The sequence below is a fragment of the Allobosea sp. BK604 genome (genome assembly GCF_004341515.1).
Lineage (GTDB): Bacteria > Pseudomonadota > Alphaproteobacteria > Rhizobiales > Beijerinckiaceae > Allobosea.
In genome coordinates this window covers 122,983-144,710 of the sequence record NZ_SLZF01000001.1, presented here as the reverse complement: position 1 = coordinate 144,710, position 21,728 = coordinate 122,983, and the positions used below count along the sequence as shown (strand labels likewise).

Genomic DNA, 21,728 nt, shown 5'->3' with positions numbered 1-21,728 from the left:
ATACATCGAGATGACGTAAATGGGCCAAGATGACCTGCCGTTCATAAGCTATCGGCCAAATAAATATTAGCCGGAATAGTATTTTCCGTTATGCGTGGGCTATGCTGCGGTCTCTGGGGCATTTCCGCGTTGCGCGGAAATGCCCTATCTATTTGTCTTAGGGCGTTTTCTTCACGCGAACCGGTGTCCACTTCGCTTGAAACTGCTCTAGCCGAAATCGAGCGCCAGCAGCGCTTCGTCGTAGAAGACGTCGCCTATCCGGAGCGCTCGGGATTCAATACCGTAGGGAACGAAGCCGAGCTTCTCGTAGAGCACATAGGCGCCGCGGTTGGTGGTGACGACATTGGCCTGCAGGATCAGGACATGGCGGCGCGCGTGCTCGATGACGGCCGTCACCAGCTTTTCGCCAAAACCGTGCCCGCGCGCAGTCTCGGCGACATAGACACCCCAGAGATAGCCCTTGTGCCGGGATTTGGACGAATTCAGCGTGCGGAAGCCGGCCATGCCGACCAGGACGTTGCCGAGGAAAGCGCCGAAGACCTGGCCGGGTGGCTCGGGTGCGAGCCTGGCGGCGAAGAAGGAAAGCGACTGCGCCGCCTCCTCGGCGTGGCTGGCGCCGAAGGCTTCAGGCGATGTCTCCAGGGCCGTGAGGCGCAGGTTGCGGAAGGTCTTGGCATCATCAGCGGTGAGCGGACGGATCAGGATCTCAGCCACGCGCCTCGACCTCTTCGGCGAGCTCCACGAGCTTGCTGATCGTGTTCCAGTTCCGCGCCGTGCCCTGGACTCCGAGCTGCCGCTCGATCAGGGCATTGGTCAGTTTCGACCGGCCGATACCGTCGACATAGTGCAGGTAGAGATCGCTGCCGACGAGGGCGATCTCCTCCGGGCCGCCATGGCGCTCGCGCAGTCGCGCCAGAGCACCTCCGTCCGGTTCGCGCTCCAGCGGCATGACCAGCAGATGGTTGGGCTTGCGGGTGTCGCCTGGTGCGAGGGGATTGTTCTCGACCATGCGACGCAACTCCGCGGCACTGCGTCCGATCACCCGGGGCTTGTAGGGATGATCCTGCGCGATTGCGGCCTCGAGCCGCTGTGCCAGTTCGTCGGCCTCGCCATCGTCATGGGCCGCGACGAGGTTGCCGCTTTGCAGGAGCGTCGTCGCGTGGCGAAGGCCCAGCGCGGGGCATAATCCGCGCAGGGCCTCCATCTTGATGCTGCTGGCGCCGCCGACATTGACGGCTCGGAGAAAGGCGATGAGCACGGCCATGCCGCATCATCGCAGAGCGGCACGGCCGCGGGAAGTTCGGTTCAGCGCTTCAGGTTGACGATGACGACGCCGCCGAGCGCCATCAGGCCGCCGATGATGCCGATCGGGCTCGGGATCTCGCCGAGCCAGAGGAAGCCGATCAGGGTCGCGATCGGCGGCACGCAATACTGGAAATTGGAAGCGCGAGCGGCGGGCAGCTTCGAGAGGGTGATCGCCCAGGTGCCGTAGGCGGCAAGGCTCGAGACGATCGCGAGGTAGACGACGGAGAACAGGGCTTCCGTGGAGGCCGTCTGCGCCTGAGCGATGGCGCCGGGCAGGAGCGGCGAGAGCACGAGCCCGCCGATCGCCATGTTCCAGGCGGCGACCGTGAGCGGCTTATGCCGGGCGAAGAGCGGCTTCTGCACCACTGTGGTGATGGCGTTGCAGAAGGCGGCGCCGAGGATGAGCAGGATGCTGACGCCGATATTCAGATCGAGCCCGTTGCCCAGCGCGATCAGGCCGATGCCGCTGAAGGAGACCGCGGTGCCGAGCCAGGCGGTGAGGCTGAAGCGCTCGCCAAGGATCAGCATCGCCAAGGCCGCGGTCATGATCGGATTGGTGTTGATGATGAAGCTTGCCGCGCCGGCCGGTACCACGGTCTGGCCGAGGTTCAGCAGCACGGCATACGCCGCGATGAAGACGACGCCGCCGACGAGGAAGCGCCAGATATCGCTGGTGGCCGGCAGCGGGGCGCGGGTGATGACGAGGAAGAGCGCGGACGGGATGCCGGCAATGGCGAAGCGCAAGGCCGCCATCTCAAGTGGGGAGAAGCTGGCGAGGCCGGCGCGGATCGCCGGGAAGGACGAGGCCCAGGCGATCACGGTGAAGCTGATCGTGAAGATCAGCGCGGCGTCGAAGACGGAGCGGGACTGGGCCGGGAGGGCAGGGCAGGCGGTGCTCATGGCGTGGTCCTCGGATGGGACGGAGAAGCTGCCTCCGATAGACGCCTCATCGAGCTGATTGACAAACGAGTAATTGAGGGATGATCTGTGAATATGGATCACAGCTCGCCCCTGCCGCCGCTCGATACGTTACGCGCCTTCGAGGCGGCCGCGCGCGCCGGCAGCTTCTCGGCTGCGGCAGAGGCGCTGAACCTCACCCATGGCGCGATCAGCCGGCAGATCGCCAAGCTGGAACATTGGCTCGGCACGCGGCTCTTCACCCGCCAGGCACGGGGTGTCGCGCTGACGCCCGAGGGCCAGCGGCTGATGCAGCGCACGCAGGAGGCTTTCGCGATCATCGCCGACACCTCCGATCGCTGGAGCGAGCCGCGCGGGGCGGCGGTGGTGCGCTTCAGCGCGATCCCGTCGGTGTGCAGCCTGTGGCTGATGCCGAGGCTGAAGCGGCTCGAGGCGGGCGATCCTCAGTTGCGCGTCGTGCTGCAGATCGACCATCGCCGCGTCGATCTGGAGGCCGAGGGCATCGACCTCGCGATACGATGCGGCCGCGGCGGCGCGCCGGGGCGCGTCTCGGTCCAGCTCTTCGAGGAATGGTGCTTTCCGATCGCCTCGCCGGAGGTTGCGAAGACGATCGGGGAAGGCGGCCCGGAGCGATTGCTCGAACAGCCGCTGATCCACGATTCGGATGCCGCCGGTTGGCGCGCCTGGTTCCTGGCGCAGGGGCTCGATTACCGGCCGCGCCCGCAGGACCGGCGCATCGAAGACTACAACCTTGTGCTGGACGCCGCCGCCGCCGGGCTCGGGGTCGCGCTGGCCCGCCCGCCTCTTGCGCAGGGGCAGGTCGATGCCGGACGGCTGGCCATGGTCGACAAGCGGACGGCGCTCAACCCGGTTTCCTATTGGCTCGACCGGCCGCTCGGCCAGCCGCGCCCGGCGGCCGTCGCGCTGGCGACGCGGATCGCTGCCGAAGCGGGGCTATCGCAGGCGCGGCTGGCGGCGTTCTTGAAGACCGAGGCTAAGGCGGCAGCCTGACAGCCTTTCGCGGGTATGCCGTTGATCGTCATGGTCGGGCTTGCCCGGCCATCCACGTCTTCGCAAGGCTGGGTTCAAGGCGTGGGTGCTCGCCAAAAGAGCGAGCATCCCGGGCCTCTACGCTGGCTCCTGGGGCCCCAGCTCAAGCCGCTTGCTCGGGATGGCGTGGAGAGACGTTCGGCTTGTGCCCGTTCTCCAGCAACACCCGCATCTCCTCGGCAAGGGCGAAGAACTGGTCGCGCACGGCCTTGGCGTGTGGATTGGCGCGCTCGATCGCGAGGAAGACGCCCGGCGCATCGTAGCGCACCATCTCGGTTGCCTGCATCAGCAGATCGAAGCTCGCCGTGGTCATGCGGCGTGGAAGCGGTTCCATGCCGACCAGGATTTTGGCGATGAGATGGGTCAGCCCCTGGACCATGGCCGCCTCGCGGTCATGTGCCTCGGGCGTGGTCATGATCACCGTCAGGCCGAGCGCCTTGCGCAGGAAGGCGCCGATGCGCCAGGCGCTGCTGCCGCGGATCGGACAGAGTGCGATCTTAAGGCCCCTGATGCCGTGGCGTCCGCTCTGCGGCCCGAAGAGCGGATGCGTCCCGATGATCTCGACATGAGCTGGCAAGTCGGCCTGCATCGCGAGGGCCGGACCGATCTTGACCGAGCCGACATCGAGCACGATGGCGCCGGCCTTGAGATGCGGGCGCAGCGCCGCGATGGCCGCAGGCATCTCCGCGACGGGCATGGCGAGGATGACGATGTCGCAGGCGCCGATGCCGGCGAGATCGGCGCGGGCCAGGCCCTTGCCCTCGGCGCTCGCGGGAATCTCCTGGGCGGGGTCGAACACGGCAAGGCGCAGATGCGGCTGCAGGTGCCGCGCCATGAGGCGGCCGAAGGCGCCAAAGCCCATGAGGCCGACGGAGGTGAATGGTTTCGAGGTGACTGGTTTCTTGGAGACAGGCATCGCGCTTTCCTTGAGGGGGGCCGCGATGCCGGGTGACTGCCTGAATTCAACCGCCAGCGCGGCGGTTGAGACATGGAAATGCCACCGCCTTATGAGGACGGGGCGTAATAGTTCCGGGCGAGAAGGCAGGACATGGTCATGCGCCGCATAGAGCGCGCGGCGCGGCGCCTGTCAACTCAGGGGATCGGCGAGTATTCGGTAAGCGTCATCAGCCGGTCCTCGATGGCGCCGACGAGGTCGCCGCTCTCGATCGCGGTGACGCGCTTGACCTCGATCCATTCCGGATCGGCCATGAAGCTCGCCCAGCGCGCCGTCTTGGTGTCGGCATCCGGCCAGACCAGGATATAGGCGAACTCGGTGCGCCCGGCGCTCTTGGTCTCCCACATCGCCACGATCTTGAAGCCGTGGCGTGCCATGATGCGCATCGCGTGATCGCGGAAGCGGGCGTGGAAAGCCGCCTTGTTGCGCTCGAATATCTCGTAGATGCGCAACTGATGGATCATCGCCTTCGCTCCCTTACGCGGCGGCCTTGGCCTTCTCCGCCTCCATCATCTCGATGAAGCGGGTGAAGAGATAGTGGCTGTCCTGCGGGCCGGGCGAGGCTTCCGGGTGATGCTGGACGCTGAAGGCCGGGCGGTCGTTGAGCGCGATACCGCAATTCGAGCCGTCGAAAAGCGAGACATGGGTCTCGGTCGCGTTCTCCGGCAGCGTCGCGGGATCGACGGCGAAGCCATGGTTCATCGAGACGATCTCGACCTTGCCGGTGGTCTTGTCCTGCACGGGATGGTTCGCGCCGTGATGACCCTGCTTCATCTTCATGGTCTGGCCGCCAATGGCGAGGGCGAGCATTTGATGGCCGAGGCAGATGCCGAAGGTCGGGATCTTGCGGTCGAGCAGTTCCTTGATCACCGGCACGGCATATTCGCCGGTCGCGGCCGGATCGCCGGGGCCGTTCGAGAGGAAAACGCCGTCGGGCTTGAGCGCCAGAATGTCCTCGGCCGTCGCGGTCGAGGGAACGACCGTGACCTCGCAGCCGGCCTTGGCGAGCAGGCGCAGGATGTTGCGCTTCACGCCATAGTCGATGGCGACGACCTTATGGGCGACGCTCTCGCGCTGGCCATAGCCGGCCGGCCATTGCCAGGGCGTCTCGCTCCAGTCGTAGCGCTGGGCAGCGGTGACGAGCGGCACGAGGTCGAGGCCGGCCATGTCCGGCAGCGCCGCCGCCTGCTGCTTCAGCCGCGGAATGTCGAAGACGCCGTCCGGATTATGGGCGAGGACCGCGTTCGGCATGCCCTTGTCGCGGATCAGCGCGGTGAGTGCGCGGGTGTCGACGCCGCAGATGCCGACGATGTTGCGGGCCTTCAGCCAGGCGTCGAAATGCCGGCTGGCGCGCCAGTTCGAGGGTTCGGTAATGTCGGCGTGGAGCACGACGCCGCGCACGCCCGAGGAGGCGGCGGCATTGACGGTCTCGATATCCTCGTCGTTGACGCCGACATTGCCGATATGCGGGAAGGTGAAGGTGATGATCTGCCCGGCATAGGACGGGTCGGTCAGGATTTCCTGATAGCCGGTCATCGCCGTGTTGAAGCAGACTTCGCCTGGTGCTTCGGCGGTGGCGCCGAGGCCGAAGCCTTCCAGCACCGTGCCGTCGGCAAGGACGAGGAGGGCGGTGGCGCGCGGCTCTGTCCAGCCGTCCTGGCCGGGGTTTCCTTCGGAAGCGGTCATGTCTATGTCTCGTCCAGGCCGCGTCGGGCGGCAATGCGGGGGCGGGGCAGCGGCTTCGCGCTCCGCCGGTCTGGAGCGCGAGCCTTAATGGCGCGGGTCCAAGCCGTCAATCCAGGCCCGCGCCGGGTTGTTATTGAAAAAGGGAATGAGTGAGATGACGAGCCTGCGCGAGCGCTTCATGGGCGATCTGAAAGAGGCGATGAAGGCCGGCGAGAAGGGCAAGGTCGGCGCTATCCGCCTGATCCAGGCTGCGCTGAAGGACAAGGACATCGAGGCGCGCGGCGCCGGCACGGGCGAGGCCTCGGCCGACGAGATCCTCGCGCTGCTGCAGAAGATGATCAAGCAGCGCCAGGAATCGATCGCGATCTACGACGCCAATGGCCGCCCCGAGCTCGCTGCCGGGGAGCGCGCCGAGGTCGACGTGATCAGCTCCTACCTGCCCAAGCAGATGTCCGAGGACGAGGTGAAGGCGGCGATCGCAGCGGCGGTGACCGAGAGCGGCGCCGCGTCCATGAAGGACATGGGCAAGGTGATCGCGATCCTGCGCGCCAACTATGCCGGCCAGATGGACTTCTCCAAGGCGAGCGGGCTGGTGAAGGCGGCGCTGGGCGGCTAGGTCTCCCGCACGGTTTCGCCATATCGAGGGCGCAGCTTTCGGCAAAGGAGGATCCCAATGCCGAAATCGACGATCGCCTTTGCCGCGGTGCTTTCGCTGATGACGGGAGGCGCCGCCGCCCAGCCTTCGGGCTGGAGCACGGGCTACCAGATGGGCACGGCCTATGCCGGCGTGTCGGGAGCGAGCGGCGCGCGCCTGACCTTCTACTGCGGCGAAGCCGCGGCAGCGCGCGCCAATCCGGCGATCCAGGGCGGCCCCTACCTGATGGCAGCCTTGCCGAACGATCAGCTCAAGGGAGTTGCGCCCGCCACCATCGAGGTCGTGGCCGACGGCAAGGCGATGCCGATCCCGGTCGCGGCGAAGCCTGATGGCGAACAGATCGAATTCACTTGGAAGCCGGAGCGCGGCTTCGGCCTGCCGCAGATGAGGTCGGTCGTGGCGGCGCTGCGCAAGGCCAAGCGGATCGAACTGCGTGCCGCGGGCTCGACTTTCGCGATCTCCGCCGAGGGCGCCGCGAAGGCGCTTGCCGAAGACCCGCTGCGCTGCTGAAAGGGATCCGCTGCGCTGCTGGAAAGCGGTGTGCTCTCGGCCAGGAGCAACTTGCCAGCACTGCTGCTGCCGCTTTTCGGATCGCGTTCCATGTCATGTCTGTGGATTGCGCCAATAAGCGGGGGGCATTCCGGATCGGTGATTGGCTTCGCGTTCGTCTGAGCCCACATAGAGCACAATGAAATTCCCGCCCTCCATCCTTGAGGAGATCAAGGCGCGGCTGCCGGTCTCGGCGGTCGTGGGCAAACGTGTGCGCCTCGCCAAGGCGGGGCGGGAATGGAAGGGGCTTTCGCCCTTCAACGCCGAGAAGACGCCGTCCTTCTTCGTCAACGACCAGAAAGGCTCGTTCTTCGATTTCTCTTCCGGCAAGAACGGCGACATCTTCAAGTTCGTGATGGAGACCGAGGGGCTCTCCTTCCCGGAGGCGGTCGAGAAGCTCGCGGCCGATGCCGGCGTCGCGCTGCCCAAGGTCAGTCATGAGGCGCAAGTCCAGGAGGAACGCCGCAAGGGCCTGCACGAGGTCGTCGAGCTCGCGGCGAAATTCTTCGAGGCCGAGCTCGCGGGAGAGCGAGGAGCCGGCGCGCGGCGCTATCTCCAGGGGCGCGGGCTCGATGGCGAGCCGCGGCGGCATTTCCGGCTGGGCTATGGCCCGGCCGATCGCTTTGCGCTGCGCGATCATCTCGCCGGCAAGGGCGTCAGCGCCGAGTTGATGATGGAGGCGGGGCTCCTGGTGCATGGCGACGAGATCGCCGTGCCCTATGATCGCTTCCGCGACCGCATCATGTTCCCGATCCATGACGGGCGCGGCCGGGTCATCGCCTTCGGCGGCCGGGCGATGAGCTCGGAGGTCTCGGCCAAGTACCTGAATTCGCCGGAGACACCGCTCTTCCACAAGGGCGGCCTGCTGTTCAACCATCACAATGCCCGCAAGGGCGCCCATGACACCGGGCAGATCGTCGTCGTCGAGGGCTATGTCGACGTCATCGCCATGACCATGGCCGGCTTCCCGCAGACGGTGGCGCCGCTCGGCACGGCGCTGACCGAGGACCAGCTCGGCCTGCTCTGGCGCATGGCTGACGAGCCGATCATCTGCCTCGACGGCGACAAGGCCGGGCGCAAGGCGGCCAGCCGGGCGATCGATCTGGCGCTGCCGCTGCTGGAGCCCGGCAAGTCGCTTTCCTTCGCGCTGCTGCCGGACGGGCAGGACCCCGACGATCTGGCGCGCTCGGGCGGCAAGCCGGCAATCATCGAGGTGCTGGGGGCGGCGAAGCCGCTGGTCGACATGCTCTGGACGCGCGAAGTCGAGGCCGGGCCACTCGATACGCCGGAACGTCGTGCGGCTTTCGAACGACGCCTCAAGGAGCCGCTCGGGCAGATCAAGGATGAGGCGACGCGCCGCCATTATCGCCTCGAAATGGACGAGCGGCTGGCGCTGCTCTTCGCCAGTGCGGCGCCGGCGCGTGGCGAACGCGGGCAGGGCGGCGGCTTTCAGCGCGGGCGCGGACAGGCCAATGGCGGGCGCGGCAATGGCCGTGGCGGCTGGCAGCAGCCGGCGCCCTGGGCGATCGGCCCGCTCAAGGCCTCGAGCCAGCTGACCCAGTCGAAGCTCATCACGCGCAACCGCGGCGAGGATGTGCGCGAGGCCTTCATCCTGCTGGCGCTGGCGAGCCATCCCGAGCTCGTGCTGCGCTGTGCCGACGAGATCGCGGAGCTCGCGCTCGACGGGCCGGCCGCAGAGCGCTTCCGGCAGGTGCTGCTGGATGTCGCACTCGATGGCGATCTCGACCGCGGGGCGCTCGCGGGCCGGCTGCAGCAGCCGCGGGTGCAGGAATCGCAAAGGGCGCTGCTGGCCGTCACCGGCCCGGCGGAGCGCCTCAAGCTGGCCGAAGCGGCTGATCCGGAATCAGTTTTTGACTCGATTCGTCAAGCTATCGTCTTGCATCATCGGGCGCGAACGCTACATAGCGAGCTGAAGGCAGCCGAGCGCGCATTGGCTGACGAAGCGACGGAAGCCAATTTCGCCTGGATCAAGGACGTCAAGGCCCGCCTCGAGACAATCGAGGGGACCGAGGCGATGTCCGGAGATTGAAGGGCACATGCTTCAGCGTTGCCGTCCCTGTCGCGCAACGTGCCGCGGGTGGTTCACGATTCATCAAGGGTGATCGGGTCCATCTGAACGAGATGATTTGGCTGGGTGAGCGTGCCGGACCAGCGGCCGCATCGCCCTTTTATGCGTCGGCATGGGCTTTGCAGCCCCGGCCACGAAGTGTGCGGAGCGCTGATTGATGGCGACTAAAGTGAGCGAGCGGGACAAGGCCGATCAGGTCGCACCGGAAGCCCCCCCGACTTCTGACGGACCGCTGCTCGACCTCACCGATCAGGCCGTAAGGCGGATGATCAAGCTCGCCAAGAAGCGCGGGTATGTGACCTATGACGAACTGAACGAGGTCCTGCCCTCGGAGGAATTCTCCTCCGAGCAGATCGAGGACGTGCTCGGTCAGCTCAGCGAGCAGGGCATCAACGTCGTCGACAACGAAGATCCGGAAGCCGCCGGCGAGGAACGCGCCCAGCGCGGCAAGGATGGCGCTGCCGACGACGACGAAGGCGAGGGCGACCTCGTCGAGACCGCGCGCTCGGCGCTGCCGGTCGAGGTCAAGCGCAACCTGGAGCCGACCGAGCGCACCGACGATCCGGTGCGCATGTACCTGCGCGAGATGGGTTCGGTCGAGCTGCTCTCGCGCGAGGGCGAGATCGCGATCGCCAAGCGCATCGAGGCCGGCCGCGAGGCGATGATCGCCGGGCTCTGCGAGAGCCCGCTGACCTTCCAGGCCATCATCATCTGGCGCGATGAGCTCGTCGACGGCAAGGTGCTGCTGCGCGACATCATCGACCTCGAGGCGACTTATGCCGGCCCCGACGGCAAGAACCCGGTGCAGCTGCCGGGCGAGGGCGGCGAGGAAGGCGAGGCTGCCGAAGAGGCTGCGCCGGAGGGCGAGGCCCCGCCGGACGGCATGGACGACGACGACATGGAGAACAACGTGTCGCTCTCGGCCATGGAAGCCGAGCTCAAGCCGCGCGTGCTCGAGACTTTCGACTCGATTGCCGACAACTACAAGAAGCTGCGCCGCCTGCAGGACCAGGACATTGCCAACCGGCTGGAGAACACCAAGCTCTCGCCCTCGCAGGACCGCAAGTACAAGAAGCTGAAGGACGACATCATCGTTTCGGTGAAGTCGCTCTCGCTCAACAACAATCGCATCGAGGCGCTGGTCGAGCAGCTCTACGATATCAACAAGCGCCTGATTTCGCACGAGACGCGCCTGCTGCGCCTCGCCGAGACCTATGGCGTCGCGCGCGACGACTTCCTGAAGCAGCATGTCGGTGGCGAGCTCGATCCGAAATGGCTGCTGCGCGTCTCCAAGCTCGGCTCGCGCGGCTGGAAGGAATTCGTCGCGGCGGAGAAGGACCGGATCAAGGACCTGCGTGAGGAGGTGCATACGCTTGCCTCCGAAACCGGCCTGGAAATCCAGGAATTCCGCAAGATCGTGCTGATGGTCCAGAAGGGCGAGCGCGAGGCCAGGCAGGCGAAGAAGGAGATGATCGAGGCCAATCTGCGCCTCGTGATCTCGATCGCCAAGAAGTACACCAACCGCGGCCTGCAGTTCCTCGACCTGATCCAGGAAGGCAATATCGGCCTGATGAAGGCGGTCGATAAGTTCGAGTATCGCCGCGGCTACAAGTTCTCGACCTACGCCACCTGGTGGATTCGCCAGGCGATCACCCGCTCGATCGCCGACCAGGCCCGCACGATCCGCATCCCGGTCCATATGATCGAGACGATCAACAAGATCGTGCGGACCTCGCGCCAGATGCTGCACGAGATCGGCCGCGAGCCGACGCCGGAGGAACTGGCCGAGAAGCTCGCCATGCCGCTCGAGAAGGTGCGCAAGGTGCTGAAGATCGCCAAGGAGCCGATCTCCCTGGAGACGCCGATCGGCGACGAGGAGGATTCGCATCTCGGCGACTTCATCGAGGACAAGAACGCGATCCTGCCGATCGACGCGGCGATCCAGAGCAATCTTCGCGAAACAACGACGCGAGTGCTCGCATCGTTGACCCCGCGCGAAGAAAGAGTACTGCGGATGCGCTTCGGCATCGGCATGAACACCGACCACACGCTCGAAGAGGTCGGCCAGCAGTTCTCGGTCACCCGCGAACGCATCCGGCAGATCGAGGCGAAGGCGCTCAGGAAGCTGAAGCACCCGAGCCGGTCGCGGAAGCTCAGGAGCTTCCTCGACAATTGAGGACATGAAGGCGGGCCGCGAGGCCCGCCTTTTTTCTGCTTGGATCGAGGTGAGGATCGAACCCGCAACGGAGACTGCGATGACTGCCAATCTCGATCCCACACAAGCCGAGGCTGCAACGGCCGTTGCCCAGGACGAACAGCAAAAGCAGGCGGTGGGCGATACGACTGTCGGCGAGATCGTCTCGGGTGTTGCGGATGCCGGCGTCGACATCGTCGGCTCAGGCATCGCCGAAATCGTCATCGGCGCGGTCGGCGCGACGATCGAGGGTACCGGCGTCGTGCTCTCCGTGGTCGGCGAGACGGTCGGGGCCATCATCGGTGGCACGCTTGAGGGGCTGTGAGCTGCAAGCGCCCTGAATTCTGCCGCCTACCGTCAGTCGCTGCGCAGGTTTAACGCGGGTTTCACGCCGATCGCTCTATCCTGACGGCCGCTTGGTTCTGGCGGACGAGACATGGCGAAAGCGCGGCTCTACTTTGTCATCGGCAGCGCGCTGCTCCTGGCGGTCCCGCTCGTGAGCTTCGTCTCCGGCCTCGTCATATTCCCCATCGCCTTCTATGCAGTGCTGGCGATCATCGCGAATGCCGGCCTTCCCGTTGTCGTCGCGGGCGCTGCGCTGCGGCAGCTGGGCTTCGCGATCGGGCCCAGTCGCTATTACGAGGGCTGGCTCCATTGCAGCATCCTCTGGCTCGGCTGTGCCCATGGGCTGTCGCATTGGGGCGACGCGGCTGCGAGCATGGGCGGGCGCAACATTCCCTATTTCGACGTTCTCTTTGCGCCCTACCGCTTCGTTCTCGGCCTCCCGGTCGGCTAACCGCGGTACGAGAGCATTTCCGCGCTTCCCTGAATCGCGGAAACTCTCTATCCCCTTGTTTTGACGCATTTTCTTCACGCGAACCGGTGCCCACTCCGCTCCAAAATGCTCTAGACAAGAATGGCGCAGACGCGTCTGATGGCTCGCATCGAACGCTCAGCCGGACGGTGCCCATGTCCCCCGAATTCCTTCTCACCTCGCTCATCATCGTCGCCTCGCCCGGCACGGGCGCGATCTACACGATCGCCGCCGGCCTCACCCGAGGTTCGCGCGCCAGCGTGGTTGCCGCCTTCGCCTGCACGCTTGGCATCGTGCCGCATCTTCTCGCGGCGATGATGGGGCTTGCCGCGCTGCTGCATGCGAGCGCGCTCGCCTATGAGATCGTGAAATATGCCGGCGTCGCCTATCTGCTCTTCATGGCCTGGCAGACCTTGCGCGAGCAGGGCGCGCTCAAGGTCGAGACCAGGGCCGATCCGCGCTCGGCGTTGCGCGTGCTCGTCGACGGCATCCTGATCAACCTGCTCAATCCCAAGCTCTCGATCTTCTTCGTCGCCTTCCTGCCGCAGTTCATCGCCGCGGACGAGGCGAGCCCGCTCCTGCGCATGCTGGAGCTCTCCGGCGTCTTCATGGCGATGACCTTCGTCGTCTTCGCGCTCTATGGACTCTTCGCCGCGGGGATGCGTGACAAGGTGATCAGCCGTCCGGCGGTGATGGCCTGGATGCGGCGGGCTTTCGCCGCAGCCTTCGTGGCGCTGGGGGCGAAGCTTGCGCTGACGGAGCGTTGATGCCGAAGCAGTCGCTCATCAGCATCGAGACGCGTGGCCAGGGCCTCTACGAATTCACGGACCATGTCCTCGCCTTCCTGCGCGAGGCCTCTTCCCTGCGCGAGGCTTCTTCGGCGAGCGGGGTGCTCACCCTCTTCGTGCGCCATACCTCCTGCTCGCTGCTGATCCAGGAGAATGCCGATCCGGATGTGCGGCGCGATCTCCAGGCCTTCTTCAAGCGTCTGGCGCCGCCGGCCGATGATCCGGCGATGGCCTATCTCGTCCATCGCATGGAGGGGCCGGACGACATGCCCGCCCATATCAAGGCGGCGCTGATGCCGGTCTCGCTGTCAATTCCGGTGATGGAAGGCCGATTGATGCTTGGCACCTGGCAGGGCATCTATCTGTTCGAGCATCGCGACAACCCGCACCGGCGCGAAGTCGTGCTGCATCTGAGTTGAGCTGGGCCCGGAACCCGGTCATCGCCCCGCGAAAATGTCCGGCTGCGGCCGCGGCTCCCACGATTGACCGGAGGCGATGAGGCAGCTCTTGCCCTGCGGTGTGGTGGCGAAGAGCGTCCAGGAGCCGGAACTGGCGGCAAAGATCTCGATGACGAGGCCGCTCGCGGTGAGTCCATAGCCGATGATGCGTTCACCGAACATGGTGCGAAGCTGCTCGACCGCCTCGGGCCGATCCGTGCAGGGCTGCTCGTGTGGCGTCTGGCTGTGGGCTGCGGCGGCCAGAATCAAGCCGGCCGGCACGAGCAGAATGAGCGCGACGATCTTGGACGGTTTCATGGCCGGCTCCCTGTTCGGGGCGGCCGTCGGAAGCGAGCGCAGCTCGAGGGTCGGTTGGTCGCCCTGAACCCTTAAGACGTGGGAACCGCGCGATCGGCTTTCAAGCCGGGCTGGCTCCCCCTTCCGCGTTTCGTGCCGTATAGAGGGCCGAATTGGAGGAGGTTCTCATGTCGTTTCTGAAATCCCTGTTCGGCGGGCGCAAGGCCGAGAGTGACAAGCCGGCCGGCCCGGCGAAAAGCATCGATCACAAGGGCTTCGCGATTCATGCGACGCCCTATCTTGAGGGCGGGCAGTACCAGCTCTGCGGCGTGATCGAGAAGGAGATCGACGGCGAGACGAAGAGCCATCGCTTCGTCCGCGCCGACCGTTTTCCGGGCCTCGACGACGCCGCCGATTTCACGCTGGTGAAGGGCCAGCAACTCGTCGACGAGCAGGGCGAACGCCTGTTCAAATGAGCGCGGCCGGCCTTTCATTCGAAAGTTGATGACGAAGGGTCAGGTCGCTTAAGGCTTTGTTGGCATCTCTGCGCTCTCATTGCGTGTCGAATTTACGCAGTGCGAGCGAATTCCGAATGTTCCAGGCTGTTGCCGGACCAGAAGGCGCCGACCAGCGCTTTTCGTCCGGGGCTATCACTCTCGCACCCGGTTTCGCGCCGTTTGCCGAAACCGGTTTTGAACTTCAGGCCCTGCTCTCTGCGCCGTCAGGGGGCGGAGAGCCGATCGACAAGGTCTGGCTTGCCGGCCTGTTCGATCAGCTTCCTGCCGCGGTCTATCTGACCGACGCGGATGGCCGGATCAGCTATTTCAATCCCGCTGCCGCCGCTTTCGCCGGGCGCGAGCCGAGGCTCGGCCTCGATCTCTGGTGCGTGACGGAGCGACTCTTCAACCAGGCCGGCGAGCTGATGGCCCATGCCGACGGCCCGATGGCGCAGGCCCTGCGCGAGGGCCGCGCGATTCGGAATGTCGAGCTCCAAGCCGAACGGCCGGATGGCAGCCGCATCCGCTTCCTGCAGAATCCGACGCCGCTCTTCGACCGCTTCGGCCGGCTCGTCGGCGGCTTCAACCTCCTGTTCGAGCTGAGTGGGCGCGACGAAGCCCGCATGCCCGATATGGCGGAGCATGCGGCCGATTGCGAGCGCCTGGCTTTCCGCAGGAATCTGCGCGAGGCGATCGAGAGCGGCGCAATCCTGCTGCACTACCAGCCGCAATTCCGGCCGGACGGGACAGTGATCGGCTTCGAGGCGCTGGCGCGCTGGCGCGATCCCGTGCGTGGCGTGGTCTCGCCCGCGACCTTCATTCCGGCGGCCGAGGAGGGCGGGCTAATCGCCGCGCTCGGCGCCCATGTCCTGCGCAGCGCCTGCCGCGAGGCGGCGAGCTGGGCGAAGCCGCTCAGGATCTCGGTCAATCTCTCGCCGCTCGAATTCCAGTCGGACGAACTGCCCGCGCTGGTCGAGACGATCCTGGGCGAGACCGGGCTCGAGGCCGAGCGGCTTGAGCTCGAGATCACCGAGGGCGTGATGGTGACCGACGCCGTGCGCGCCATGACGACCCTGTCGCGGCTGCGAGCGCTCGGCGTGCGCATCGCGCTCGATGATTTCGGCACCGGCTATTCGTCGCTGTCCTATCTCCACCGCTTCCCGCTGACGACGCTGAAGATCGACCGCAGCTTCGTCGCGACGCTCGGCGTCACCTTGGAATCGGCGGCGATCACGCGCGCGGTCATCCAGCTTGGCCATGCGCTCGGCATCGAGGTGGTGGCTGAGGGCGTCGAGACGCCGGAGCAGCTCGACTTCCTGATTTGCGAAGGCTGCGATCTGGCGCAGGGCTATCTGCTCGGCCGGCCGCTCGACGCCTCGGCCTATGCGCATCTGACCGGCGGCTAACAGCTTCCATCGGTCACGACGGCGTCGCCGCCTTCCGTAGCTCCGTCAGCAAGGCGGCGCCGGACCAGCGCGGGCGCTCGGCGGCCTGCTCGGCCGCATGGACCAGCCCGCACAGACAGGCGTTGACCGGTGCCTTGCGGCCAAGCGTCTCGGCCAGGCGAAGCACTTCACCATTGATCCAGTCCACCTCGGTCTTCCGGCGCGCGGCGAGATCGTCCGACATCGAGGAGCGGGCCAGCGGATCGATGGCGAGAAGCTTTCTGCCCAGCCTGGAAAACAGCGCGTCGGGCAGGTGCAGAGCGACCGGGATCATGCTCGCCGGAAGCGGCGTCAGCCGAGCCGGGCGAATGCCGGCCCGCCGCAGCAGCGCGAGGGCTTCGGCCTGGGCGAGCGCGAGGCAGCGCCTATAGGCGCGCTGGGACAGCTCTTCCTTCAGAGGCAGGTTCGCCAGCGCGTTGATGGCGTTGTTGAGGTTGAACAGTAGCTTCGCCCATTGCACCGGCACGATCTCGAGCTGACGGGTCAGCGGCAGGCCGGCCTCGTCGAAAGCGGCGAGGAAGGGCTTCAGCTCGAAGGCGGCCTTGACCTCGAGCCGGCCGTCCGAGGCCTGGTGAAAGGCGCCGGGCCCACGCGCCACGACATTGAACGGCACGATGCCTTCGAGCACGATCTGGTGCGGGAGCACGGCGCGCAGGATCGCTGCATTGCTCAGGCCGTTCTGGAAGCTGACCACGACGGCGCCGGGGCGGAGCAGGCCTGCGAGCCGGGCGGCGGCTGCGGCGGTATCGGCGGATTTCACGGTCACCAGCACGAGATCGGCCTCGGTCGCAGCGACGGCCTCGGTCGAGAACGCGATCGCCTCCGGCGGCACCTGCCAGTGGCCGCCCTGGTAATGCGAGAGCGTGAGGCCATGCTCGCGCAATTCGTCGCCGATTCGTGGGCGACCGACGAAGCAGACCTCGCTCCCCGATGCCAACAGGCGGCCACCGATATAGCAGCCGACCGAGCCGGCGCCGTAGATGCAGATCGTTGCCATGGTCTCGATGCCCGATTGCGCGCCGTCTCCTGCGCGACGAAGCTTTGGGAGCCTCCCGGCAGGACATGTCCGGGTCAAGCCCAAGCATGGCAGGGATTGCTGACAGGATCGGGACCGCGTTGCCCTATCGACGCCGTGCCGCACTGCTGCCGACGCGCTTGTCGCGCCATTCGAGGCTGCCTAATCATCAGGCAGCGAAAAAAAGCCGTTCCCTCGAGGCGGCACCGAGGAAACATGCCGCCGGAAGATCAGCGCTACGCACCCGATTCCGCCTATGCCTGGTTGCGGCTGGCGCTGGCTTTGGTGGTTGGCACCGTCGCTTGCGTCGGCACGTGGTCGGTCGTGGTCGTGCTGCCCTCAGTCCAGGCCGAGTTCGGCACGCTGCGCTCCGGGGCCTCGCTGCCCTATACCTGCGCGATGCTCGGTTTCGGCTTCGGCAATATCGCGATGGGCCGCGTCGCCGATCGCTACGGCATTCTGATACCGATCATGCTTGGCGCCGTGCTTATGGGCTTGGGCTATTTCCTGGCCGCGCTTTCCGGCAGCCTCTGGCAATTCGCGATCGTGCATGGGCTGCTGATCGGGATCGGTGCCGGAGCCGGCTTTGCGCCGCTGATCGCCGATCTGTCGCACTGGTTCCGCAAGCATCGCGGGCTCGCGGTCGTCTTCGGGGCCTCCGGCAGCTATTTCGCCGGGATGTTCTGGCCGCAGGTCATCATCTGGGGCGTCCAAGCCCATGGCTGGCGGGCGACCCATATCGGCATCGGCATCGCGGTGCTTGTGGTCATGCTGCCGCTCGCCTTCTTCTTCCGGCGCAGGCCGGCCGCCGCGACGCTGGCGGCAGCCGAGGCGTCCAGCGCCGGGGCGCGCGGCGATCTCGGGCTCTCGCCCAACCAGCTCCAGGCCTTGCTCGCGGTTGCCGGCTTCTGCTGCTGCGTCGCGATGGCGATGCCTCAGGTCCATATCGTCGCCTATTGCGGCGATCTCGGCTATGGCGTGGCGCGCGGCGCCGAGATGCTCTCGCTGATGCTCGGGCTCGGCGTCGTCAGCCGCATCGGCTCGGGCTTCGTCGCCGACCGGATCGGCGGAGCGGCGACGCTGGTGATCGGCTCGGTGATGCAGGGACTCGCGCTCTTTCTCTATCTCTGGTTCGACGGGCTGATCTCACTCTTCATCGTCACGGGAATCTTCGGCCTGTTCCAAGGCGGCATCGTGCCGATGTATGCCATCATCATCCGCGAGTACCTGCCGCCGAAGGAGGCTGGCGTGCGCATCGGCCTGGTGATGTCCGCGACCATCATGGGCATGGCCTTCGGTGGCTATATCTCGGGCGTGATCTTCGACTATTTCGCCTCCTACCGCATGGCCTTCCTCAACGGGCTCGCCTGGAACCTCGTCAATCTCGCGGTGGTGTGCTGGCTGATGCTGCGGGTGCGGCAGAAGCCCCAGCCCGCCTGAGCGGAACGCCAATCGTCATTGCGAGGAGCGACGGGGCAATCCAGGGCGACACAGAGCGCTGCCACCCCTGGATTGCTTCGCGGAGCCTGTACTCGGGCTTGCCGAAGGCAAGACCCGGGTGCTCGTAATGACGGGGCGGATCAAACCGCGCCGTGCGCCTCGACATAGAGCGCGTAGAGCGAGTGCGAGCTCGCCATGTACAGCCGATTGCCCTTCGGACCGCCGAAGCAGAGATTGGCGCAGCGCTCCGGCAGGCGGATGAACGCAAGAGGCTTGCCGGCCGGACTGAACACCATGACGCCGTCGAGATCCTCCGACTTGCCGCGCAGGTTGAAGACCTTGCGCCTTCCGTCCTCCGCCGGCTCTGCCTCGAGCGCGCCGTTGCTGCCATAGCCGCACCAGAGATTGCCGTCGCGATCGACCCGGAAGCCGTCGAGCGCGCCGAAATCGTCAGCGCTGACGACCTTCACCTTGTTCGAGGCCTTGCCGTCGGCGTCGATATCGAAGCTCCAGATGCTGCGGTTCGGCGTGCCGCGCCATTCGACCACGTAGAGCTTCTTCTCGTCGGGTGAGAAGGCGAGGCCGTTCGGATTGAGCAGGTCGGTGACGACGGCGGTGACCTTGCCGTCCGTGCCGATGCGGTAGACGTTGGTGGTCGCCTGCTCGGGCTTGGCGCGCGAGCCCTCCCATTCGCCGCTGATGCCGAAGAGCGGATCGGTGAACCAGATCGTGTCGTCGGATTTGACCACGACATCGTTGGGCGCGTTCAGGCGCTTGCCGTCATAGCTGTCGGCGAGAACCGTGATCTTGCCGTTCTTCTCGGTGCGGGTGACCCGGCGCGTCACCGAGTGCTCGCAGGTGATCAGCCGGCCCTGGCGGTCGCGGGCGTTGCCATTGGCGAAGTTGGCGTTCTCGCGGAAGACGGTGAAGCTGTTCTTCTGTTCGTCGTATTTCATGATCCGGTTGTTCGGAATGTCGCTGACGAGGACATAGCGGCCCTCGGGGAAATAGACCGGGCCTTCCGCCCAGCGCATCCCGCTCGCGAGCTGCTCCACGGTGCTCGAATAGATCCGGTACTTGGCGAAGCCGGGATCGAGGATTTCGACCGCAGGGTCGGGATAGCGCTGGTTCGGCTTGAACGGGAAGGCCTGGGCGAAGGCCGATCCGGCCAGCGAGGAGCCGGCGATGGCGGCAAGGCCGCCGGTGAGCAGGTGACGACGAGACGTGTCCACGGTTGTTCCCTCCAGCTTTTGTTGTGGCGACGCCCGGCACGAGCCGAGCTCTTCCGGCGTCCGCGTGCTGCCGCCTTGGCCATCGGCGAGCGCTCGCTGATATAGCATCGAGTTTCAGATTTGAAATCTGAAATTTCAGAGTGACTCCTGCGGATGGACCCTCCTCGGCGGCTCTCGTCCGCCGCAGGCCTCTCCGGGTGGACCCGCATGGCTGGACAGGTCGGCCAGCGCGGCTGACATTCCACCGGATGCTTGGCCTCTCATTGCCCTCGCTGGGCCGGAGGGCTTCAGCGAGGATGTCCGGGATGGCTGCCACCAGCGCGGGGCTTTTGCTGTATCGCCGCAGCGCCGAGGGGCCATCGATCCTGCTGGTTCATCCGGGCGGACCGTTCTGGAAGAACAAGGACGGCGGCGCCTGGTCGATTCCCAAAGGCGAGATCGGCGATGGCGAGGACCCGCTCGCAGCCGCCATCCGCGAGTTTCAGGAGGAATTGGGCACGCGGCCCGTGGGCGATTTCGCGCCGCTGGGAGAGGTGGTACAGCGCGCGGGCAAGCGGGTGCTCGCCTTCGCGATCGAAGGTGACCTCGATGCCGCGGCGATCGAAAGCAACAGTTTTACGCTCGAATGGCCGCCGCGGAGTGGCCGTATCGCTCAGTTTCCCGAGGTCGATCGTGCCGACTGGTTCTCCCTGCCGGTTGCGCGCAAGAAGATCCTCGAAAGCCAGCGGCCGTTCCTCGACCGACTGGAGGAGCTGGTGCGGGTGTGACGTCCGTCCGGACGGCGGATGCCAGAGCATTTCCGCGTTTCCTCGAACCGCGAAAATGCTCTAAGCTTTTGTTTTATTGGATTTTCTTGACGCGAGTCGGTACTCGCTTCGCTCGAAAATGCCTTAGCTCAGGCCGTAGTCGATTGCCGGCTTCTTGAACCAGACGCTGCTGCCGCTGACATAGCCGGATTTTTCCTTCACGGCGGCGAGCACATTTTCGGGCAAGGCCTCGGCGAGCTCGGGCTGGAACTTCCGCCCTGCATGCGCGCAGGAGAAGATCAGCGGAAAGGAAACACCGAAGGCGAGCATATAGGTTCCGAGCATGTATTGTTCGTTGTAGTAGCGCTCGACCCAGGCTGGCGGATAGTCCCATGGCCAGAGCACGTCATGGATGCCGACATCGATCCCCGGCTTCAGCTCCGGCAGGATGTCGATGAAGAAGACGGTGACGTCGGAATTCTGGAACGAGCGATGACTGCCGTCGAAGAAGACCACGCTGTCGGCGTCGAGCTTCGAGAACAGAGAGACGTCGACGAACTCGACGCCCGAGCGGATCACCTCGTCGGCGATTGCGTCGACCTCGGTGCGCGGCTCCGGATCGATCGAGATGATCCGGGTTTTGAGCTTGTGGTCCTCGATCGCGCGGCGCGCGAATTTGGTCGAGTTGCCCGAGCCGATCTCGACATAGGTCGCCGGATTGCGCCGCGCCAGGAGGTGGTAGAGCACCATGCTGTCGAGGCTCGGAAACCAGCCGTTGATCCAGCGCGGCTCCTGGCTCTTGGCATCGGCCCCGATGGGGATCGCAGAGAAAAGCTCGCGATATGTTCCAATTTTCGTAATGATTTCGCGCATCCCCTTCTCATGGTGTGAAAATATCGAGTGGATGTGCTTGGAGATTTCTTGTGAGTACCCGTAGCGTGGGCGGAAGTCGGGCGGAAAATTGATGTCGAGTTTCATGCCGATATCCTTTAGCCGAAAAGAAAAATCTGACCCTTCTATATGCTCACAGCCGCATATTACTCTTGATTTGATATGGCGCCAGTATGTCACTCGGCCGACGTCACGTCGCGGTGAGGTCAGGGCGAGGATCGCGCGGATGGTGTTCCGGGGGAGGTGATCCGATGGAATCAGGCTGGCGCGTCACCTGGCCGATAGGTGCCGAAGCACCAGACATGGCCCTCGGGGTCCTTGCAGATGAAGTCGCGGCTGCCATAGGGCTGGTCGCGCGGCTCCATGCAGATTTCCGCTCCGGCGGCGCGAGCCCGCTCGCAGCGGGCGTCGATGTCATCCGTCGCGATATAGGGCGAGGCGGTGGTGCCGCCGAGCTCGGCCGGGCGCGAGACCAGCTTGCCGAATTCATTGTTCTCGGCGGAGCCGAGCATGACGAAGCTCTCGCCCATGCGCAGTTCGCCATGGAGCAGGGTCTTGCCGTCGTCGGAATAATAGGCCGCGTGCTTCTCGAAGCCGAACGCCTCGATCAGCCAGTCATACATGCGCGGCGCGTCGGCATAGCGTAGCGAGATGCAGATCATTGCGGGTTTGGTCATTGCGATTTTGGTCATGGCGCTCTCCGATATCCCAGCTTGACGCAATCT

Annotated in this window: 24 protein-coding genes; 13 read left to right on the top strand and 11 right to left on the bottom strand. The window is 65.6% G+C overall.

All coding sequences use genetic code 11. The features are described from left to right. Window positions 1–207: 207 nt before the first annotated feature. Genes EV560_RS00765 through EV560_RS00755 form a run of 3 tightly spaced genes read right to left on the bottom strand, consistent with a single transcriptional unit; the run spans window position 208 to window position 2,205 of the window. Window positions 208–714, bottom strand: coding sequence for a GNAT family N-acetyltransferase (locus tag EV560_RS00765; RefSeq protein WP_131853030.1), 507 nt, complete (start codon window positions 712–714; stop codon window positions 208–210). Then, complete coding sequence (locus tag EV560_RS00760; RefSeq protein ID WP_131853028.1) at window positions 707–1,264, bottom strand: DUF1697 domain-containing protein; 558 nt, start codon at window positions 1,262–1,264, stop codon at window positions 707–709. Before EV560_RS00760 ends, EV560_RS00765 begins: the two co-directional genes overlap by 8 nt. Window positions 1,265–1,305: 41 nt before the next feature. Further along, on the bottom strand, window positions 1,306–2,205 hold the full coding sequence (locus tag EV560_RS00755; protein ID WP_131853026.1) for a DMT family transporter: 900 nt from the start codon (window positions 2,203–2,205) through the stop codon (window positions 1,306–1,308). Between the two features lie 93 nt (window positions 2,206–2,298). On the opposite strand from EV560_RS00755, the gene EV560_RS00750 reads away from it, so the two are divergent. After that, a complete protein-coding gene (locus tag EV560_RS00750) occupies window positions 2,299–3,234 on the top strand; it encodes a LysR substrate-binding domain-containing protein (protein WP_131853024.1) in 936 nt (311 codons plus the stop codon). Window positions 3,235–3,376: 142 nt separating this feature from the next. Here EV560_RS00750 and EV560_RS00745 read toward each other — a convergent pair whose 3' ends face one another. The 3 genes from EV560_RS00745 to carA form a co-directional block, all read right to left on the bottom strand. Continuing rightward, window positions 3,377–4,189, bottom strand: a complete 813-nt coding sequence (locus tag EV560_RS00745; RefSeq protein ID WP_131853022.1) for a prephenate dehydrogenase — start codon at window positions 4,187–4,189, stop codon at window positions 3,377–3,379. 176 nt (window positions 4,190–4,365) lie between these two features. Beyond that, a complete protein-coding gene (locus EV560_RS00740) occupies window positions 4,366–4,692 on the bottom strand; it encodes an NIPSNAP family protein (protein ID WP_131853020.1) in 327 nt (108 codons plus the stop codon). Between the two features lie 13 nt (window positions 4,693–4,705). Beyond that, the gene (gene carA / locus EV560_RS00735) at window positions 4,706–5,914 is read right to left on the bottom strand and encodes a glutamine-hydrolyzing carbamoyl-phosphate synthase small subunit (protein WP_131853018.1); all 1,209 of its coding nucleotides are present in this window, start codon (window positions 5,912–5,914) and stop codon (window positions 4,706–4,708) included. Window positions 5,915–6,059: 145 nt separating this feature from the next. Between carA and EV560_RS00730 the strand changes: the two genes are divergently transcribed. The 8 genes from EV560_RS00730 (at window position 6,060) to EV560_RS00695 (ending at window position 13,422) form a co-directional block, all read left to right on the top strand. Continuing rightward, window positions 6,060–6,530: a GatB/YqeY domain-containing protein gene (locus tag EV560_RS00730; RefSeq protein ID WP_248311835.1), complete on the top strand. Its 471-nt coding sequence runs from the start codon at window positions 6,060–6,062 to the stop codon at window positions 6,528–6,530. Between the two features lie 57 nt (window positions 6,531–6,587). Then, complete coding sequence (locus EV560_RS00725; RefSeq protein WP_131853016.1) at window positions 6,588–7,079, top strand: hypothetical protein; 492 nt, start codon at window positions 6,588–6,590, stop codon at window positions 7,077–7,079. Window positions 7,080–7,257: 178 nt separating this feature from the next. Beyond that, on the top strand, window positions 7,258–9,168 hold the full coding sequence (gene dnaG / locus EV560_RS00720; protein ID WP_131853014.1) for a DNA primase: 1,911 nt from the start codon (window positions 7,258–7,260) through the stop codon (window positions 9,166–9,168). Between the two features lie 196 nt (window positions 9,169–9,364). Then, window positions 9,365–11,383, top strand: coding sequence for an RNA polymerase sigma factor RpoD (rpoD, locus tag EV560_RS00715; protein WP_131853012.1), 2,019 nt, complete (start codon window positions 9,365–9,367; stop codon window positions 11,381–11,383). A gap of 79 nt (window positions 11,384–11,462) precedes the next feature. Continuing rightward, the gene (locus tag EV560_RS00710) at window positions 11,463–11,726 is read left to right on the top strand and encodes a hypothetical protein (RefSeq protein WP_207907930.1); all 264 of its coding nucleotides are present in this window, start codon (window positions 11,463–11,465) and stop codon (window positions 11,724–11,726) included. 111 nt (window positions 11,727–11,837) lie between these two features. Then, window positions 11,838–12,197 carry a hypothetical protein gene (locus EV560_RS00705; protein WP_131853008.1) on the top strand — a complete coding sequence of 120 codons (360 nt, stop codon included), beginning with the start codon at window positions 11,838–11,840 and terminating at the stop codon, window positions 12,195–12,197. 173 nt (window positions 12,198–12,370) lie between these two features. Beyond that, a complete protein-coding gene (locus EV560_RS00700) occupies window positions 12,371–12,982 on the top strand; it encodes a LysE family translocator (RefSeq protein WP_131853006.1) in 612 nt (203 codons plus the stop codon). Next, the gene (locus EV560_RS00695) at window positions 12,982–13,422 is read left to right on the top strand and encodes a secondary thiamine-phosphate synthase enzyme YjbQ (protein WP_131853004.1); all 441 of its coding nucleotides are present in this window, start codon (window positions 12,982–12,984) and stop codon (window positions 13,420–13,422) included. Before EV560_RS00700 ends, EV560_RS00695 begins: the two co-directional genes overlap by 1 nt. Window positions 13,423–13,440: 18 nt before the next feature. Here the strand turns inward: EV560_RS00695 and EV560_RS00690 are convergent, their stop codons facing one another. After that, window positions 13,441–13,758 carry a hypothetical protein gene (locus EV560_RS00690; RefSeq protein WP_131853002.1) on the bottom strand — a complete coding sequence of 106 codons (318 nt, stop codon included), beginning with the start codon at window positions 13,756–13,758 and terminating at the stop codon, window positions 13,441–13,443. A 167-nt stretch (window positions 13,759–13,925) separates the two neighbouring features. Here EV560_RS00690 and EV560_RS00685 point away from each other — a divergent pair, with 167 nt between their 5' ends. Beyond that, window positions 13,926–14,213 carry an HlyU family transcriptional regulator gene (locus EV560_RS00685; protein ID WP_131853000.1) on the top strand — a complete coding sequence of 96 codons (288 nt, stop codon included), beginning with the start codon at window positions 13,926–13,928 and terminating at the stop codon, window positions 14,211–14,213. A 116-nt stretch (window positions 14,214–14,329) separates the two neighbouring features. Then, window positions 14,330–15,640, top strand: coding sequence for a putative bifunctional diguanylate cyclase/phosphodiesterase (locus EV560_RS00680; protein WP_131852998.1), 1,311 nt, complete (start codon window positions 14,330–14,332; stop codon window positions 15,638–15,640). A gap of 13 nt (window positions 15,641–15,653) precedes the next feature. Here EV560_RS00680 and EV560_RS00675 read toward each other — a convergent pair whose 3' ends face one another. Further along, window positions 15,654–16,676, bottom strand: a complete 1,023-nt coding sequence (locus tag EV560_RS00675) for a 2-dehydropantoate 2-reductase (protein ID WP_131852996.1) — start codon at window positions 16,674–16,676, stop codon at window positions 15,654–15,656. 234 nt (window positions 16,677–16,910) lie between these two features. Here EV560_RS00675 and EV560_RS00670 point away from each other — a divergent pair, with 234 nt between their 5' ends. Then, on the top strand, window positions 16,911–18,134 hold the full coding sequence (locus tag EV560_RS00670) for an MFS transporter (RefSeq protein WP_131852994.1): 1,224 nt from the start codon (window positions 16,911–16,913) through the stop codon (window positions 18,132–18,134). 140 nt (window positions 18,135–18,274) lie between these two features. On the opposite strand, the gene EV560_RS00665 is transcribed toward EV560_RS00670, so the two are convergent. Continuing rightward, window positions 18,275–19,366, bottom strand: a complete 1,092-nt coding sequence (locus tag EV560_RS00665; RefSeq protein WP_131852992.1) for an SMP-30/gluconolactonase/LRE family protein — start codon at window positions 19,364–19,366, stop codon at window positions 18,275–18,277. 305 nt (window positions 19,367–19,671) lie between these two features. Between EV560_RS00665 and EV560_RS00660 the strand changes: the two genes are divergently transcribed. Beyond that, a complete protein-coding gene (locus EV560_RS00660) occupies window positions 19,672–20,133 on the top strand; it encodes an NUDIX hydrolase (RefSeq protein WP_131852990.1) in 462 nt (153 codons plus the stop codon). Window positions 20,134–20,256: 123 nt separating this feature from the next. On the opposite strand, the gene EV560_RS00655 is transcribed toward EV560_RS00660, so the two are convergent. Further along, entirely contained in the window at window positions 20,257–20,985 is a 729-nt protein-coding gene (locus EV560_RS00655) for a class I SAM-dependent methyltransferase (protein ID WP_131852988.1), read from the bottom strand. A gap of 275 nt (window positions 20,986–21,260) precedes the next feature. After that, window positions 21,261–21,695, bottom strand: coding sequence for a VOC family protein (locus EV560_RS00650; protein ID WP_131852986.1), 435 nt, complete (start codon window positions 21,693–21,695; stop codon window positions 21,261–21,263). Window positions 21,696–21,728 lie beyond the last annotated feature (33 nt).